Origin of the sequence: Shewanella sp. Choline-02u-19, from assembly GCF_002836205.1 — a bacterium.
Lineage (GTDB): Bacteria > Pseudomonadota > Gammaproteobacteria > Enterobacterales > Shewanellaceae > Shewanella.
On the sequence record NZ_PJBE01000013.1, the window covers coordinates 307,902 to 325,523 of the forward strand.

Consider the following 17,622-nt stretch of genomic DNA (forward strand, 5'->3'; position numbering starts at 1 on the left):
TGTAATAGATGTCATTCGATTCCCAATCTGACACTGATTTGTCAGAGGCATTACCAGGAGCGCTTTCTGCTTTGGTAAAACAGTCTATACCTAAGCATGTTGCCATCATAATGGATGGCAATGGGCGTTGGGCACAGGCGCAAGGGAAGCCACGAGTCTTTGGTCATAAGGCGGGTGTTAAGGCGGTTAGACGTGCGGTGAGTACAGCACGAGCCTTAGGAGTTGAGTCATTAACTTTGTTTGCCTTCTCCAGTGAGAACTGGCGTCGACCGGATAAAGAGGTCAGCTTGTTAATGGAGCTGTTTTTTACGGTATTGCAACGAGAGCTGAAGTTACTCGATAACAATGGCGTGCGACTCAATATTATCGGTGACATAAGTCGCTTTTCAGCGCGGCTGCAAAAGCAAATCGCAACAGCCCAAGAAAGAACCGCTGGAAATAGTGATTTAGTGTTAAATGTAGCGGCTAACTATGGTGGTCGCTGGGATATTATGCAAGCAGCACAAAAGCTAGCGATGAAAGTTGAAGCGGGTGAAATGAGCAGTGAGCAGTTCACCGAAGAAGCGTTAAATGAGCAGCTATGCATGCATAACCAATCTGAAGTTGATTTAATGATCCGCACTGGTGGCGATTATCGAATCAGTAATTTTGTCCTTTGGCAGGCAGCATACGCAGAGTTAGTCTTTACTGACACGCTATGGCCAGATTTTGACGAGGATGCTTTCAAAGATGCCGTCGTTAAGTTTGCTAGCCGACAGCGCCGTTTTGGTTTGACTGGAAATCAAATTGATACTATTCGCGCTTTGTAATAATAAAATGAGGGAAGTTTTTTGCTAAAACAACGAATAATAACAGCATTATGGTTAATCCCCTTGGTTTTTGGCGCCATATTTGGTTTGCCAACTGAGTACTTTTCGTGGGCACTATTGGGCGTTTTTCTCATTGCCGGTAAGGAATGGGGCCGCATCATTGATAGTCAGTGTGAAATGACTCAATGGAGCTTTACCATCACCATTGGCGTGTTGCTTATCGCGCTTAATATTATGGTGCCCGCTGACGAAATATGGGTTAGAGGCATGATGCACCCGATATTTTTAGGGGTGATAGCGATGGGCGGCCTATGGTGGCTTATCTCATTTATGATGGTGATTACCTATCCGCGAGGTGCTGGGTTCTGGAAAAAGAGCCACATGCTTAAATCAATGTTCGGTCAGCTTACCTTAATCCCCTGTTTTGTTTCTTTACTGTCTCTTAAAGCGTTAAGCACTGAAGCATCGCCATACTACGGCGGCACGCTTGTGTTTCTGGTGATGTTAGTTGTTTGGGCTACTGATTCTGGTGCTTATTTTGCGGGTAAGGCCTTCGGTAAGCGAAAACTGATGCCCAATGTTAGTCCAGCTAAAACCATTGAAGGGTTATTAGGAGGACTCGCAACAACCATGGTGATTGTGGCAGGCGTAATGTATTTCTCGCCTGAACAAGAGCTAGGCCTATTGATCGCAGTGACTTTATTTACAGCGATTGCCTCAGCCGTTGGTGACCTATCTGAAAGCATGTTTAAGCGAGTCGCTAACATCAAGGACTCAGGTACGATTTTACCGGGTCATGGTGGCATATTAGATCGCATTGATAGCTTAACTGCCGCGTTACCAGTATTCACCTTAATTTATATAGCTTTTTGGATGTAACTGTATGCAAAATATGGTGATTTTAGGCGCGACAGGTTCTATTGGTGCTAGCACGTTAAGCGTTGTAGAGGCGAATCCAGAGCAATATTGTGTATTTGCATTAGTGGCCAATACCAATGTCGAAAAAATGCTCGAGATTTGTATTAAGCATCGCCCTAAGGTTGCCCATATGGTTGATGCCAAAGCGGCTAGTGAGCTTAAACAGCAGCTACCTAGCCATTTAGCCGTTGAAGTGACAACAGGCGAAGATTCACTTTTTTCTCTTGTGAGCAGCGCTGAAGTTGATACTGTCATGGCGGCGATTGTCGGCGCGGCAGGATTGCCGTCAACCCTCGCAGCGGTTAAAGCCGGTAAGCGAGTGTTACTGGCGAATAAAGAGTCACTGGTGATGTCTGGTGAACTCTTTATTAACGCGATGCAAACATCTGGCGCACAAGTCTTACCTGTCGATAGTGAGCACAATGCCATTTTTCAATGTTTATCTGAACGCACTCAGCTTGAGATTGGTCGATGTGATTTAAATGATGCTGGTGTGTCACACATCTTGCTAACAGGGTCCGGTGGACCTTTTTTGACATCTGAACTTTCAACACTCTCATCGATGACTCCGGCGCAAGCTTGTAAACATCCTAATTGGTCGATGGGGCGGAAGATTTCTGTTGACTCAGCGAGCATGATGAATAAAGGCTTGGAATATATAGAAGCACGTTGGCTATTTAATGCTCGTGCTGACCAGATAAAAGTGGTTATTCATCCACAAAGCCTGATTCACTCTATGGTGCAGTACCGTGATGGCTCAGTTATCGCGCAATTGGGTAACCCAGATATGCGTACTCCGATTGCTCATTGTATGTCTTTTCCACAGAGAATTAACTCAGGAGTTGAACCTTTAGACTTTTTCAAAGTCGGACAGTTAAGCTTCTTAGAACCTGATTTTAATCGTTTCCCTTGTTTGGCGTTAGCGATAGAGGCTTGTCACCAAGGACAAGAAGCGACCACAGTGATAAATGCTGCCAATGAAATTGCAGTGCAAGCGTTTTTAGATGGCAAGATACGTTTTACCGATATAGCAATCATCAATGAACAGAGCTTAAAGCAAGTAACAGCTGATTCATTAACCAATATTGACGATATTATGGCGCTCGATAGTCAGTCTCGTCGATATGCATTCGAAGCGGTTAGCAAGCTCAATTAGTTCAAAGGAAGGGAATGATAGATTTTTTTTGGAACCTAGGTTCTTTTATTGTTGCACTCGGTATTTTAATCGCCGCGCATGAGTATGGTCATTTTTGGGTGGCTAGAAAATGTGGTGTTAAGGTAGAGCGCTTTTCAATTGGTTTTGGTAAAGCGATTTTTCGCCGAACGGGTAAAGATGGCACTGAATATGTGTTAGCAATGATCCCTCTTGGTGGCTACGTAAAAATGCTTGATGAGCGTGTCGATGACGTGCCAGAAGCGTTAAAAGATCAAGCCTTTAACCGCAAAAATGTTTGGCAACGCATTGCTATTGTCAGTGCCGGCCCAATAGCAAACTTCATTTTCGCCATTATCGCGCTCTATGCCATGTATCTTATTGGCGTACCAGCAATTAAACCGATTATTGACTCTACGATAGTTGGCTCTCCAGCAGCACAAATAATTGTAAAAGAGCCATTACAAGTGCTGTCTGTCGGCGGACAAAAAGTTAAGGACTGGGAAGAAGTTAATCTCGCACTTGCTGGTCACATAGGTGATAAGCAAGTCAACATTTCTGTTGCACCGCTAAGTCGCCTAGAAGGCACTCTTTCAGGGGAGCAAACATACACTTTAGACACGAGTGAGTGGAAATTCGATCCAGAAAAAGAATTACCGATAACGGCTATTGGTTTGGGGATGTACCGTCCACAAATTTTGCCTACACTGGCGTTAGTCAGTGAAGATGGAGCCGCAGGGCTTGCCGGCATTGAAGTGGGTGATATATTAGTAGCTGTTGATGGTGAGCGGTATACCGAGTGGACACAATTTGTTAACCTAATTCAGCAATCAGCAAATAAAAGTGTCGATCTCACGGTGAGAAGAGATGGCGAGCAGCTAACACTAAAGGTGACACCTAAGTCACGTGAAAACGCTGCTGGTCAAATTGAAGGTGTGATTGGGGTTGCTCCGACATCTGAACCTTGGCCAGAAAACATGAAGTTACAACTAGAATATGGGTTTATAGACTCTTTTCCAATTGCAGTGGATAAAACATGGCAACTTGTCTCCGTCAGCATTAAGATGATCGGCAAGTTATTAACTGGTGATATTTCGGTTAAAAATCTGAGTGGGCCTATTTCTATTGCACAAGGTGCAGGAAATAGTGCTAATGTCGGATTGGTTTACTTTTTAGGTTTTCTTGCTTTGATTAGCGTGAACTTAGGCATTATTAATCTTTTGCCTTTGCCAGTGCTAGATGGAGGACACCTTTTGTATTACTTCGTTGAAGTGATTACAGGCAGGCCTGTACCTGAAAAGGTTCAGGAAATTGGATTCAGAATTGGGGCAGCTATGCTGTTGACGTTGATGAGTGTAGCGCTCTTCAATGACTTTTCCCGACTCTGATCAAGGACAGACAAATAATTAGAAGTGCTCTATGAGATTGAATAAAATTTTTGCCTCGATGTTATTAGTCGGAGCGTCTTTTTCAGGGAACGGTTGGGCAGATACATTCCAACCTTTTGAAGTAACTGATATCCAAGTTGAAGGTTTACAGCGAGTCGCACTGGGTGCAGCTCTGCTAAATCTACCTGTTAAGGTAGGTGACACTGTTGATCAATTAAAATTGCAGCAAGCGATTAAGAGCTTGTACGCGTCAACTAACTTTGAAAAAATTGAAGTGTTACGCGACGGTAATGTTTTGGTGGTGAAAGTCACTGAAAGACCGACAATTAGCTCTGTTACCTTTGAAGGTAACAAAGATATTAAAGATGAACAGTTGCAAGAAAGCCTTGACGGTTCCGGTGTTAAGATTGGTGAGTCACTCGACCGCACCATGCTATCTGGCATCGAAAAAGGTCTACAAGACTTTTATTATGGCGTCGGTAAGTACGGCGCTAAAGTCAAAGCGGAAATTGTAAATCTACCGCGTAATCGCGTCGAACTTAAGTTTACGTTTACCGAAGGGCTTGCCGCCGAAATTCGTCAGATCAACGTTGTTGGTAATAGCGAATTTAGCGATGAAGAGCTTATTGGTATGCTTGAGCTTAAAGATTACGTTGCGTGGTGGGATCTGTTTGGCGAACGTCGCTATCAGAAGCAGAAACTACAAGCCGATTTAGAAACCATTAAAACCTATTATCAGAACCGTGGTTATATTCGATTTGATGTGACTTCAACTCAGGTCGCCATGACGCCAGACCGTAAAGGTCTTTATATCACTATTAATGTTGATGAAGGCGAACAGTATAAAGTTAAAGACGTTAACTTAACTGGTGATTTGATGGGGCGCGAGAAGTTACTTCAAGGCATTTTACCTATCAAAGAAGGCGATATGTATAACGGCGGCGATGTGACATTTACCGAAGAGATGTACGGTAAATATCTTGGCCGTTATGGTTACGCTTATCCAGAAGTGAAGACTTACCCTGAGATTGATGACGAAACAAAAGAAGTGACGTTAAACATCAATGTTAAACCGGGTAAACGTGTTTACGTGCGTAATATAAACTTCTCTGGTAATACTGTTACTAAAGATGAAGTGATGCGTCGTCAATTGCGTCAAATGGAAGGTGCTTGGTTAAACTCCGCTCAGGTAGAGTTATCAAAGTCTAACCTTAACCGTTTGGGCTACTTTGAGACCGTAGATACAGAAACTGTGCAGGTCCCAGGTACTGACGATTTAGTCGATGTCGCATTTAACGTTAAAGAACAGCCATCAGGCTCGTTTAACGCCGGTGTTGGTTACGGTACTGAATCGGGTCTTAGCTTGCAGTTTGGTGTGCAACAGAGCAACTTCTTAGGTACAGGTAATCAAGCGGGTATTAACTTGAATACCAACAAGTATTCTAAGAACGTTAACCTGTCATTTACCGATCCTTACTTTACTAAAGATGGTGTCAGCCTCGGTGGAAGTATTTATTGGAGTGAGTTTGATGCCGATGAAGCTAACCTTGAAGCCTATAAAAACAGCTCCTATGGTATTTCATTAAACTCAGGCTTCCCTATTAATGAATATAACCGCATAAACGGTGGTATTGGTTATCGTCATAACGAAATTTCAGAGATTTCTGCATACGAGCAAGCCATTCGTTTCTATGATATTTACCGGGACTCGGACGATCCAAATGCTGGATTGAGTTTCGATAACTTTGAGATGAACCTAGGTTGGTCACGTAGTAACTTGAACCGTGGTACTTTTCCATCAGACGGTTCATCGCAACGTCTAAATGGTAAAATGACGGTTCCTGGTTCTGATCTACAATATTTTAAAGCCGATTTTGATACTAACTTCTACTTTCCAATTAATCGAAGCCAGAGTTTCGTCGTGTTGGCACGTGGTCGTTTAGGTTATGGTAACGGTTATGGTCAGTTTAATAATAACGACCAAATCCTGCCGTTCTGGGAAAACTATTACTCAGGCGGAAGTAGTTCATTACGTGGCTTTAAATCGAATTCGGTAGGCCCTCGTTCTTTCTACCTTTACCGTGGCAGTGAGCCTTGCTCGCCAGATCCATCTGGTAGTGGTTGCTCATTACCCGGTGATCCAAATCAAATTCAAGTTAGCTCGGGTCGCTCAATCGGTGGTAATGCGATTGCGACAGCCAGTTTAGAATTAATTGTCCCTACGCCATTCTTAGATGAAGCGTATACCAACTCGGTACGCACAAGCTTCTTTGTGGATGCGGGTAACGTATGGGATACTGAGTTTGACTATGAGTCGTATCGTTATCTTCCTGTTGAAGAGTTTGATAAACTTGAAGATTATAGCGATCCGAATCGTATTCGTGCCTCTTGGGGTATGAGTGTGCAATGGTTATCACCGATGGGTCCTATGGTGTTTAGTCTTGCATGGCCAATCAAGGAGTATGAGGATGATGAAACAGAGATCTTCTCATTCAATATTGGTAAAACTTTCTAAAAATAATTTAAATGTAATCGGCAAGTTTTGCTGAGATAAAGGAGTATGTTTTGAATAAGATGTTAAATCGCGCAATGATGGTATTGGTTCTTTTAGGTGCACCACTAGCAGCGCACGCTGAAAAAATTGCAGTAGTTGATATGCAAGCTGTATTTGAGCAGCTACCTCAGCGCGAACAGGTTAACGAGACCTTGAAAGCTGAATTTGGTGACCGTGTTGCCGCAGTACAAAAGATGCAAGAAGAGTTACGTGGTTTGCTTGAAAAGCAACAACGTGATGCAGCATTAATGAGTGACTCTCAGAAGACTGATATGGTTCGTAAAATGGAATCAATAAAAGCTGAGCTACAACTTAAAGGTAAAGCGTTGGACGAAGATATGCGTCGTCGTAACGGTGAAGAGCAAAATAAGTTGTTGCTTGAAGTTCAAAAGACAATCAACACCATTGCTGAAAAAGAACAGTATGACATGGTGTTACAACGTGGCGCAGTTATCTACGTTAAGCCATCTGCTGATATCAGCAACAAGGTTGTTGAAGCACTCGGTAAAGGCAAGTAAATAGATGAAAAGCTATACTTTAAGAGTACTGGCTGACCATTTAAATGCAGATGTTCAAGGTGACGATTCAGTTGAGATTTCAACTGTCGGCACTTTGGCCGGTGCAGGTTTAGGTCAAATCTCTTTTTTGGCGAATGCAAAATATCGCTCGCAGCTGGAAACAACAGCTGCGTCGGCGATCTTGATGACGCCTGCAGATGCCGAAGGTTTTAACGGCAATGCCATCTTACTTAAAGACCCTTATGTTGGTTTTGCGCGCATTGCACAACTGCTCGATACCACTCCAAAGGCGGCTGAAAATATCCATCCTTCAGCACAAATAGCAGCTTCTGCTATGCTAGGAGATAACGTTGCGATTGGTGCTAATGCGGTTATTGGTGACAATGTTGTTCTTGGGAATAATGTGCAAGTTGGCGCCGGAAGCGTGATTGGTCAAGACAGTATTATTGGCTCTAACACCTTATTATGGGCTAACGTAACTGTTTACCATAATGTGCATGTAGGCCAAGACTGCATCATTCATTCGGGGGCTATATTAGGCTCTGATGGATTTGGTTATGCTAATGAGCGAGGCCAGTGGATTAAAATTCCACAAACGGGCGGAGTACGCATTGGCGATCGAGTTGAGATCGGTGCTAATACGACCGTTGACCGTGGTGCAATAGACCATACAGAAATTCACGACGGGGTTATTTTAGATAACCAAGTCCAAATTGCACACAATGATATTATTGGTGCTAATACCGCTATTGCGGGGTGTACCGTTGTTGCAGGTAGTGTCACTATTGGTAAACATTGTATTATTGGTGGTAATTGTGCAATTTCAGGTCATTTGAGTATTTGTGATGGTGTCCATATTACTGGCAGCACCAATATCACCAGTATTATCCGTGAGCGTGGAGTCTATTCTTCAGCGACCGTCGCCATGGATAACAAGGTGTGGCGTAAAAACACAGTTCGCTTTAGACAGCTTGATGGGCTTTTTCAGCGCGTTAAGATGCTAGAGAAAAACGTAAAGTAAATGAATAGCTGCCGTGTGCAGGTTAAGGAATAAGTTTCGTGTCAAATCAATTGAATACAATGGATATCAAAGAGATCCTAAAGTTTTTGCCTCATAGATATCCGTTTTTATTGATTGATAGAGTATTGGATTACACTCCGGGTGAATCCTTGCATGCTATCAAAAACGTCACTATTAATGAGCCATTTTTTCAGGGACATTTCCCGGTTCAGCCAGTGATGCCAGGTGTATTGATTTTAGAAGCCATGGCGCAAGCCACAGGGCTCTTAGCATTCAAGACGATGAGTGATGAACCTTCTTCTAATGCACTATACTATTTTGCGGGTATTGACAAAGCGCGTTTCAAACGTGTTGTTGAGCCAGGCGATCAGCTGCATTTTGAAGTGAAAATGATTAAAGAGCGTCGCGGGATCGGCGTATTTACCGGTGAAGCCAAAGTGGATGGCGTGGTTGTTTGTTCAGCCGAAATTATGTGTGCTCGTAGAGAGATTTCTAAGTGATCGATAAATTAGCTTATATCCATCCAGATGCCAAGATTGGCAACAATGTCACCATAGGTCCTTGGACCTATATTGGCGCAGACGTTGAAGTCGGTGACGACTGTTGGTTTAGTTCGCACGTTGTGGTGAAAGGCCCAACAGTTATTGGCAAAGGTAACAAATTTTATCAATTTGCCTCCGTGGGTGAAGATTGCCAAGATAAGAAATTTGCGGGTGAAGCAACCCGTCTTATCATTGGCGATAACAACGTTATTCGTGAATCAGTAACGATACATCGTGGTACGACTCAAGATAATTGGGAAACACGTATTGGTTCAAATAACCTGTTCATGGCTTATGTGCACATCGCGCACGACTGTGTGGTAGGTAATAATGTAATTATGGCTAATAATGCTTCAATTGCTGGGCATGTACATGTCGGTGACTGGGTTATTCTTGGTGGCATGACGGGTGTGCATCAGTTTGTGCATATTGGTGATCATGCATTTACGGCGGGTTACTCATTGGTTCTTAATGATGTGCCGCCTTTTGTGATGGCTTCAGGTCAACCCGCTGTACCAAGAGGGTTGAATAGTGAAGGGCTTAAACGCCGTGGGTTCGCTAAAGAATCTCAACTTGCTGTTCGCCGTGCATATAAAATGCTGTATCGCAATGGTTTAACCGTTGAAGAAGCGGTAGAACAACTAAAGGAGGCCGCAGTTGACGATGAACAAGTTAAGCTGTTGGTTGACTTTATCGCATCCTCGACACGAGGCATTGTTCGATAGCACTAAATAAGAACCCGTTATCCAACGGGTTTTTTCTTTATCATTAATCATAAAATAGACTCTTCTTTATGAGCATAAACACTCCTCGTATATTTGCCATGGTCGCCGGAGAAATCTCGGGTGATATCCTTGGTGCCGGCTTGATTAAGGCGCTTCAAAAATGCTATCCAGATGCACGATTTGTCGGGATCGGTGGTCCGCGTATGGATGCATTAGGCTTTGAATCTCTTTTTTCTTATGAAGAGTTAGCGGTCATGGGGATTGTTGAAGTGCTGTCACGTCTACCCAGGCTTCTTAAAGTGCGGGCGACGTTAATTGATGAGTTGATGCAGATCCAACCTGACTGTTTTATTGGTATCGATGCCCCGGATTTTAATATCGGCCTTGAGTTAAAGCTTAAACAGCGTGGTCTTAAAACCGTTCATTATGTCAGCCCGTCTGTATGGGCGTGGCGACCAAAACGGATTTTCAAAATCGCCAAGGCCACCGATATGGTGTTGTCATTGCTGCCATTTGAAAAAGCCTTCTATGATCAACATGACGTTCCTTGTACGTTTGTGGGTCATACACTTGCTGATGATATTGCACTAGAAAGCAGTAAAACTGAGGCAAGAACCTTGCTTGGGTTGGATCAGACCGCAGAATACTTAGCGGTATTACCAGGCAGTCGTGGCGGAGAGCTTAAACAACTTGCTGAACCTTTTGTTAAAGCTGCAAATTTAATTAAGCAGCGTTATCCGGATCTTAAATTTGTCACACCTCTTGTCAACCAAAAGCGACGAGAGCAGTTTGAATTAGCATTGAGCATTCATGCGCCGGATCTAGAGATCGATTTAATTGAAGGTCATTCTCGAGAGGTCATGGCAGCAGCAGATTGTATTTTACTGGCTTCTGGCACTGCAACACTCGAAGCTATGTTAGTTAAAAGGCCTATGGTTGTCGCTTATCGTGTCAGCCCTATTACCTATAAAATCGCCAAAGGAATGATGCTAACAAAGCGTTATTCGCTGCCTAATTTACTCGCTGATGAAGATGTCGTTGAAGAGCTTATTCAAGCTGATTGTACTCCCGAAAAAATTGCAGATGCCGTGTCTTTGCAACTTGATAGCGATTTTACCCCATTACATGATCGATTTATGGCGATGCACAAGTCGATAAGACGCGATGCTAGCGCTCGCGCAGCTGATGCGGTGATTAAATTAATTGAGACAGTTGAATTAGTTGAGGAGTCAAAATAATGGCTGTTATAAAAGATATTACCCCTGAGCAGATCACCCAACTCTGTATTGGACAGTACGCTGGGGTCGATGAAGTGGGTCGTGGTCCATTAGTGGGTAATGTTGTGACTGCGGCTGTAATACTCGATCCTAATAACCCAATCACAGGGCTTAACGATTCTAAAAAGTTATCAGAGAAAAAGCGTGAGTTGTTGTTCGTTGAGATCCAGCAAAAAGCGTTAAGTATCTCTATCGGTTCAGCATCACCTGTTGAGATAGATGAGCTTAATATCTTACACGCAACCATGTTGGCAATGCAGCGTGCTGTAGCAGGGCTAACGATTAAACCCTCTTCAGTGTTAGTCGATGGTAATCGTACGCCAGATTTTGGTGTGCAGAGCCACGCCATCATCAAGGGTGATGGCCTTATTGATGCAATAAGTGCAGCATCTATCATTGCAAAAGTTGTGCGCGATCGAGAGATGGAAGTGCTCGCTGCTCAACATCCAGAATATGGCTTTGAAAAGCACAAAGGTTATCCAACGAAGGTGCATTTTGAGGCTTTAGCCAAACATGGCGTGTTAGCGGAACACCGTAAGAGTTTCCGACCTGTTCGTGAAGCAATGTAATAAATAGTTAAAAAGTCGTCCATCTGCTTACTGGGTTGGTAGTTTAACTTGTTTGCTGCTAGCCCTTGTTCTACTCTGTTAGATTCATTATTTGTTGTCATCTACCTAAAAGAAAGATACTCCCACTATGTCTGATCCTCGTTTTGTGCATTTGCGCGTCCACAGTGACTATTCAATGTCTGATGGGCTGTCTAAGGTTAAGCCTATTCTTGCTAAAGCAAGCGAGTTGGGAATGCCTGCGGTCGCGTTAACCGATCAGACCAACATGTGTGGGTTGGTTAAGTTCTATGGCGGTTGTCATGGTGCTGGCATCAAACCCATTATCGGTACCGATTTTTGGGTACAAGTCCCCGGTTTTGATGAACTCTGTTCTATTACCGCGATAGCGATGAATAACGAAGGCTACTCCAGCTTAACCTTGCTGATCAGCGATGCTTATCTTCGCGGCCATATTAAAGATAAAGCCGTTATCGACCAAGAGTGGTTAGCTAAATATAATGATGGCCTTATTTTACTGTCTGGTGGACGTCAGGGGGATGTGGGTCGTGCCCTTTTAAAAGAGAATCCTGGCCAGGTAGCGTCATCAGTTGAGTTTTATCAAACACATTTCCCAGACCGTTATTACCTTGAGTTATTGCGTACTGGACGCCCAGATGAAGAGCGTTACTTGCATCTGGCGGTTCAACTTGCGCAAGAAAAAGACCTGCCAGTGGTTGCCACTAACCAAGTGGTTTTTAATAAACCTGAACAGTTTGAAGCACATGAAATTCGCGTCGCTATTTCTGATGGTTTCACGCTAGCCGATCCTAGACGACCGAAAAAATACAGTGACCAACAGTATTTTAAAAGTAGTGAGGAGATGTGTGAACTGTTCGACGATATCCCTGAAGCGATACAAAATACCGTTGAGATAGCTAAGCGTTGTAGCGTAACGGTACGTTTAAATGAGTACTTTTTGCCTAACTTCCCCACTGGTGATTTGTCGATTGAAGCCTTTTTGGTTGATGTTTCAGAAAAAGGTTTAGAAGCCCGCTTGGCGTTTTTATTTCCAGACCCTGAAGTCAGAGCTGAAAAGCGTCCCGAGTACGATGAACGTTTAGAAATCGAACTTAAAGTGATTAACGAAATGGGCTTTCCGGGTTACTTCCTTATTGTTATGGAGTTTATCCAATGGGGAAAAGATCAGGACATCCCAATTGGTCCTGGCCGTGGTTCTGGTGCCGGGTCATTAGTGGCTTACGCGCTTAAAATTACCGATTTGGATCCGCTTGAATACGATTTGCTGTTTGAGCGATTCCTTAACCCTGAACGTGTCTCAATGCCAGATTTCGACGTCGATTTCTGTATGGATAGACGTGATGAAGTGATAGACCATGTGGCCGAACTTTATGGTCGTGACGCTGTGTCGCAGATTATTACGTTCGGTACTATGGCGGCAAAAGCGGTTATTCGAGATGTGGGTCGTGTATTGGGTCATCCCTATGGATTTGTCGATCGTATTTCTAAAATGGTGCCTGCAGAACCAGGTATGACACTGGCTAAAGCATTTGAAGTTGAACCTGCGTTGCAAGAGTCGTATGACGGCAGTGAAGAGGTCAAAGATCTCATCGATATGTGCCGTATTCTAGAGGGCGTGACACGTAACGCCGGTAAGCACGCCGGTGGTGTGGTTATCGCACCCACCAAAATTACTGATTTCTCGCCTATCTATTGTGATTCAGAAGGCCTTAACCCAGTTACCCAATTCGATAAAAATGATGTTGAAACCGCTGGTCTGGTTAAATTTGATTTCTTGGGTTTAAGAACGCTCACCATTATTGATTGGGCGTTAAAGATGGTGAACAGCGTTAAAGATAAAACCGGTGAAGAACACATTCGCATTGAGTCAATACCGCTCACCGACCCTAAATGTTTTAAGTTACTGCAAAAGTATGAAACCACAGCGGTTTTCCAGTTGGAATCTCGTGGTATGAAAGATTTGATCAAACGTCTTCAACCTGATTGTTTTGAAGACATGATTGCACTGGTAGCGCTGTTTAGACCCGGACCTTTGCAATCAGGCATGGTAGACAACTTTATTGAACGTAAGCACGGCCGAGAAGAGGTTTCTTATCCAGATGCTGAGTATCAGCATGAATCGTTAAGAGAGCTGCTATCGCCAACCTACGGTATTATTTTGTATCAAGAGCAGGTGATGCAGATAGCACAGGTGCTTGCAGGCTACACCCTCGGCGGCGCGGATATGTTGCGTCGTGCGATGGGTAAGAAAAAGCCTGAAGAGATGGCCAAGCAGCGCGGAACATTCGAAGAGGGTTCGATTAATAACGGTGTCGATGGTCCGCTATCGATGAAGATCTTCGACTTGGTGGAAAAGTTCGCCGGTTACGGTTTCAACAAATCACACTCAGCCGCTTACGCATTAGTATCCTATCAAACGCTTTGGCTGAAGACCCATTACCCAGCGCAGTTTTTAGCGGCGGTAATGTCAGCAGATATGGATAACACCGACAAGATTGTGATTTTGGTTGATGAATGTGAGCGAATGGGCATACCGCTTATTCCACCTGATGTGAATAAGGGCTTATTTAAATTTACCGTCGATGATGACCTCAATATTGTTTACGGTATCGGCGCAGTTAAAGGGGTGGGTGAAGGCCCTGTTGATTCTATTTTAGCTGCGCGAAAAGACGGCCCATTTACCGACCTATTTGATTTTTGTGCGCGAATAGATCTCAAAAAACTCAATCGCCGCGTCATCGAAAAGCTGATTTGTGCAGGTGCGCTCGATAATTTAGGGGCGCACAGGGCCTCATTAGTCGCAACGTTGCCAGAGGCAATACGGGCAGCTGACCAACATGCAAAAGCTGAAGCATTAGGCCAGCATGATATGTTTGGATTGCTCAATAGTGAACCTGAAGATGACAAGCAGAAATTTGTTGCATGCACCCCATGGCCTGAAAAAGTGTGGTTGGAGGGTGAGCGCGACACATTGGGCTTGTATTTAACCGGGCACCCGATTAATCAATACCTTAAAGAGCTTAAGCATTACACTTCTGGACGTTTGAAAGACGTACATCCAACGGAACGTGGTAAAACAATGAAGGCCGCAGGTCTGGTCGTTGCAACGCGAGTGATGATGACCAAGCGTGGCTCTAAAATGGGCTTAGTGACCCTCGATGATAAGAGTGCCCGTCTAGAGGTCATGCTGTTTACTGAGGCGTTTGAGAAGTATAATCATCTGCTTGAGAAAGACCGGATTCTGATCATTGAAGGTGAAGTTAGCTTTGATGATTTTGCCGGTGGCAACCGTATGACGGCGCGTAATATTATCGATATCGGTGAAGCTCGTAGTCATTTTGCCAATGCGGTAGAAGTTGACCTACAGTCAGAGGATATTAACGCCGAATGGTTGAACCGTTTCCAATTAGCCGTCGAGCCTTGGAAAAATGGCGCTGTGCCGGTGCTGATTAATTATGCTCAGCCAGAAACTAAAGCGCAGTTTACGCTGGGTGATGAGTGGCGCGTGAATCCAACGGATGATTTGATGCTAGCGCTTGAGTCATTAACAGGCTCAGACAAAGTCAGGATTGTTTTTTAGTCATGAATATTGCTCAGCTCATTGATCATTGTGTAGATGCCTTGCCTGTTATCGCGGCGTCAGCTGCGCCGCGCAAACTGGTACTTGCTTATAGTGGCGGCGTAGATTCAGAAATTTTAGCCCATGGATTAGCTGAGTTTGCCAAGCTGCATCCTCAGTTCGATTGTCAGTTAGTGCATGTGCATCATGGACTGAGTGTCAATGCAGATGAATGGGTTTTACATTGCCAAGCACAAGCTGAGATATATCAACTTCCGTGTACTATAGCGCGCGTAAAGGTCAAGCTTGCGCCAAGAACCAGTGTCGAGGCCGAAGCTCGCTCTGTGCGTTATGAGGCTTTATTAGCGCAGATGTGTGCAGCAGATATCTTGATGACAGCGCATCACCAAGATGACCAACTCGAAACTATTTTATTAGCGTTAAAGCGAGGACTCGGCCCTAAAGGTTTGTCGGCGATGGGGAAAGTACAATCTCTCGATAACGATAAGTGGCTTATTCGGCCGTTGCTCGATTTAAGTAAAAGTGATGTTGAAGCGTATGCTAAAACACGGGACATTCGTCATATTCAAGATGAGAGTAATTTTGATGAAAAGTATGACAGAAACTTTTTGCGTCAATCAATCATTCCCACGTTAAAGCAGCGCTGGAGCGCCATTGCTGCCACAGCGAGCCGTAGTGCTGAACTGTGCGCAATGCAGCAAAGCGTTATTGATGAAGAGCTGGCTGCGCGATTACCGCGAATTCAAACAAAGCTGGGCGGCGAATGTGTTATAAACCTTGCCGCTTTAGCGCAATACTCCAAAGCGTGGCAAGCATTACTGCTGCGTGGTCACATGGGTTTTTTGGGGTTTGCTCCGCCGTCAAAAGTACAAGCCGAGCAAATTATTGCACAGTTACTTGATGCTAAAGTCGACGCAAATATTGAGATAAAATTAACCGATGTGTTGATAAAACGCTTTAAAGGCACTGGATACTTTTTGCCGATGACGGCGTCAGCACACTCGGCCAATATCGCAGTATCTTCACTCGATGAGCTGTTAGAAGTGGGGCTGAACTATGGTCATAATAAGCTTATTCAAGCAACCTTAGCCATTAATGCCGGAGTGCGTTTCCCCCGTGCTGACGAAAAGGTGACTATTGAGTTTTCCTTGCCGGGAAGCACACGTTGCCAACCACAATATCGCAGTAAAGGTAGAGAGCTAAAGAAACTTTGGCAAGAATTTGAAGTGCCACCGTGGACAAGATCTCATGTCCCATTATTGTGTTATAACGGAAAATTGGTCTGTGCGATAGGCTATTGGAATGAGAAAGCTTTTCTTTGTGCTGAAAATGAAACAGGCATCAACTTTAAAGGTTAACTTGCTAAATACTCCCTGAGGTAAGCTAATGCTCATTGTTGCTGTAGTGATGCAATTTATGAGTCTTGGGGCTGAAAAACACTATAACATTGTCTCCCCGCCGCTTTTGCCTGATATAAAGCGCTATCAGACTTTTGATACAAACTCTGCTCTGTATCGTTGTGCCGCCACTGTGCAATACCTAAGCTCGTTTTGACTTGGTAGCCTGCTAAATCAGCATGCTCTTCTAGTGCTATTAGAATTCTCTGACAAAGAATTGCCGCGGCTTGTGCATCCCCTTGAACCAATATAGTAAATTCATCACCGCCAATTCGAAAGGCTTGGTCAGTATCTCTAATGACATTTGTTAGCATTTTTGCAAAGGCAACAAGAGCCTCATCACCAAGTTGATGGCCGTAGCGGTCATTGAGCCGTTTGAAGTTATCAAGGTCCAAGGTCACTAAAGAAAAAGCGCTCTGGGTTCGCTGAGCACGGGCGATCTCTTTCTTTATCTGCTCAAGGTAATAGTGGCGATTACCTAAATTGGTTAGTGCATCAAACATGGCTTGCTTGGATATTTCTTGGAACTGAATAGCATTAAATAACGGCTGTAATACCAAGCCTTGTAGCTGGTTTAAGCGCTGAGCCTGCGACGGCACCAAAGTGGCTTTTAGGTTATAGTTAACTTTCACACTGGTGTCAGCTAGCGTGAGGTGCTGTTCAATTGAATAGCCACCTTGACGTCCCCAATGAAAATGGTATTGCTTATAAGTGAGCTGCACGCCGTGAAGCGGCAAGTATTGCCCCATGATTTTGCCGAAGCAGGCAAAGACTGTCCGCGGATCTAAGTGTTGGTGTAGTTGCTGGATAATATTGACGAGATCAAGATCTAACGCGTAGGCTGATTCAACATCAGCTTGTACACGATATTCGTTAGGAAAAAACTCGGTCGCTAGGCCAAATTCCATGTTCTCGACTCCAAATTAATTAACAGCATCAGCTATTTTAGATAAAGCAATAATTGTGCCGAAACATTCGTTAATAATATTTGTCTTTATTTATCTTTAGTTGTCATTAAGTTACTCTCTTTGTTAGCAGAGCTTTTTTGCAGTGACAGTATTTTGACAAGAGGTTACTCATCCTTCATGGTTGTTTTTGGTGCCGTTTATAGGCTATTTGAGTAAGGCGGTTTAACTATTCAATACTGTTCGCC

Annotated in this window: 14 protein-coding genes; 13 read left to right on the forward strand and 1 reads right to left on the reverse strand. The window is 43.9% G+C overall.

From position 1 onward, the window contains the following. Nucleotides 1-8 precede the first annotated feature (8 nt). The 13 genes from uppS (at nt 9) to tilS (ending at nt 16,430) form a co-directional block, all read left to right on the forward strand. On the forward strand, nt 9-809 hold the full coding sequence (uppS, locus tag CXF83_RS08110) for a polyprenyl diphosphate synthase (protein WP_101092730.1): 801 nt from the start codon (nt 9-11) through the stop codon (nt 807-809). A 21-nt stretch (nt 810-830) separates the two neighbouring features. Next, nucleotides 831-1,688 (forward strand): phosphatidate cytidylyltransferase, encoded by an 858-nt coding sequence (locus CXF83_RS08115; RefSeq protein WP_101092732.1) that lies wholly within the window; start codon nt 831-833, stop codon nt 1,686-1,688. Between the two features lie 4 nt (nt 1,689-1,692). After that, nucleotides 1,693-2,883: a 1-deoxy-D-xylulose-5-phosphate reductoisomerase gene (gene ispC, locus CXF83_RS08120; RefSeq protein WP_101092734.1), complete on the forward strand. Its 1,191-nt coding sequence runs from the start codon at nt 1,693-1,695 to the stop codon at nt 2,881-2,883. A 14-nt stretch (nt 2,884-2,897) separates the two neighbouring features. Next, entirely contained in the window at nt 2,898-4,268 is a 1,371-nt protein-coding gene (gene rseP / locus CXF83_RS08125) for a sigma E protease regulator RseP (protein WP_101092736.1), read from the forward strand. A gap of 31 nt (nt 4,269-4,299) precedes the next feature. Next, nucleotides 4,300-6,783: an outer membrane protein assembly factor BamA gene (gene bamA / locus CXF83_RS08130; RefSeq protein WP_101092738.1), complete on the forward strand. Its 2,484-nt coding sequence runs from the start codon at nt 4,300-4,302 to the stop codon at nt 6,781-6,783. 59 nt (nt 6,784-6,842) lie between these two features. Further along, on the forward strand, nt 6,843-7,340 hold the full coding sequence (locus CXF83_RS08135) for an OmpH family outer membrane protein (protein ID WP_101092873.1): 498 nt from the start codon (nt 6,843-6,845) through the stop codon (nt 7,338-7,340). 4 nt (nt 7,341-7,344) lie between these two features. Beyond that, nucleotides 7,345-8,361: a UDP-3-O-(3-hydroxymyristoyl)glucosamine N-acyltransferase gene (lpxD, locus tag CXF83_RS08140; RefSeq protein ID WP_101092740.1), complete on the forward strand. Its 1,017-nt coding sequence runs from the start codon at nt 7,345-7,347 to the stop codon at nt 8,359-8,361. Nucleotides 8,362-8,399: 38 nt separating this feature from the next. Then, nucleotides 8,400-8,861, forward strand: coding sequence for a 3-hydroxyacyl-ACP dehydratase FabZ (fabZ, locus tag CXF83_RS08145; protein ID WP_101092742.1), 462 nt, complete (start codon nt 8,400-8,402; stop codon nt 8,859-8,861). Further along, a complete protein-coding gene (gene lpxA / locus CXF83_RS08150; RefSeq protein WP_101092744.1) occupies nt 8,858-9,628 on the forward strand; it encodes an acyl-ACP--UDP-N-acetylglucosamine O-acyltransferase in 771 nt (256 codons plus the stop codon). Before fabZ ends, lpxA begins: the two co-directional genes overlap by 4 nt. A gap of 68 nt (nt 9,629-9,696) precedes the next feature. Beyond that, on the forward strand, nt 9,697-10,866 hold the full coding sequence (gene lpxB, locus CXF83_RS08155) for a lipid-A-disaccharide synthase (RefSeq protein WP_101092746.1): 1,170 nt from the start codon (nt 9,697-9,699) through the stop codon (nt 10,864-10,866). After that, the gene (rnhB, locus tag CXF83_RS08160; RefSeq protein ID WP_101092748.1) at nt 10,866-11,474 is read left to right on the forward strand and encodes a ribonuclease HII; all 609 of its coding nucleotides are present in this window, start codon (nt 10,866-10,868) and stop codon (nt 11,472-11,474) included. Before lpxB ends, rnhB begins: the two co-directional genes overlap by 1 nt. A gap of 127 nt (nt 11,475-11,601) precedes the next feature. Beyond that, nucleotides 11,602-15,072, forward strand: coding sequence for a DNA polymerase III subunit alpha (gene dnaE / locus CXF83_RS08165; protein ID WP_101092750.1), 3,471 nt, complete (start codon nt 11,602-11,604; stop codon nt 15,070-15,072). 2 nt (nt 15,073-15,074) lie between these two features. Then, nucleotides 15,075-16,430, forward strand: a complete 1,356-nt coding sequence (gene tilS / locus CXF83_RS08170; RefSeq protein WP_101092752.1) for a tRNA lysidine(34) synthetase TilS — start codon at nt 15,075-15,077, stop codon at nt 16,428-16,430. Nucleotides 16,431-16,486: 56 nt separating this feature from the next. Here the strand turns inward: tilS and dgcS are convergent, their stop codons facing one another. Beyond that, the gene (dgcS, locus tag CXF83_RS08175; RefSeq protein WP_101092754.1) at nt 16,487-17,377 is read right to left on the reverse strand and encodes a diguanylate cyclase DgcS; all 891 of its coding nucleotides are present in this window, start codon (nt 17,375-17,377) and stop codon (nt 16,487-16,489) included. Nucleotides 17,378-17,622 lie beyond the last annotated feature (245 nt).

Excerpts from the sequence above, each read along its gene's own strand:
- uppS (WP_101092730.1), top strand. The coding sequence starts at position 9 with ATGTCATTCGATTCCCAATCTGACACTGATTTGTCAGAGGCATTACCA.
- ispC (WP_101092734.1), top strand. The coding sequence starts at position 1,693 with ATGCAAAATATGGTGATTTTAGGCGCGACAGGTTCTATTGGTGCTAGC.
- rseP (WP_101092736.1), top strand. The coding sequence starts at position 2,898 with ATGATAGATTTTTTTTGGAACCTAGGTTCTTTTATTGTTGCACTCGGT.
- bamA (WP_101092738.1), top strand. The coding sequence starts at position 4,300 with ATGAGATTGAATAAAATTTTTGCCTCGATGTTATTAGTCGGAGCGTCT.
- CXF83_RS08135 (WP_101092873.1), top strand. The coding sequence starts at position 6,843 with ATGTTAAATCGCGCAATGATGGTATTGGTTCTTTTAGGTGCACCACTA.
- lpxD (WP_101092740.1), top strand. The coding sequence starts at position 7,345 with ATGAAAAGCTATACTTTAAGAGTACTGGCTGACCATTTAAATGCAGAT.
- lpxB (WP_101092746.1), top strand. The coding sequence starts at position 9,697 with ATGAGCATAAACACTCCTCGTATATTTGCCATGGTCGCCGGAGAAATC.
- rnhB (WP_101092748.1), top strand. The coding sequence starts at position 10,866 with ATGGCTGTTATAAAAGATATTACCCCTGAGCAGATCACCCAACTCTGT.
- dnaE (WP_101092750.1), top strand. The coding sequence starts at position 11,602 with ATGTCTGATCCTCGTTTTGTGCATTTGCGCGTCCACAGTGACTATTCA.
- tilS (WP_101092752.1), top strand. The coding sequence starts at position 15,075 with ATGAATATTGCTCAGCTCATTGATCATTGTGTAGATGCCTTGCCTGTT.
- dgcS (WP_101092754.1), bottom strand. The coding sequence starts at position 17,377 with ATGGAATTTGGCCTAGCGACCGAGTTTTTTCCTAACGAATATCGTGTA.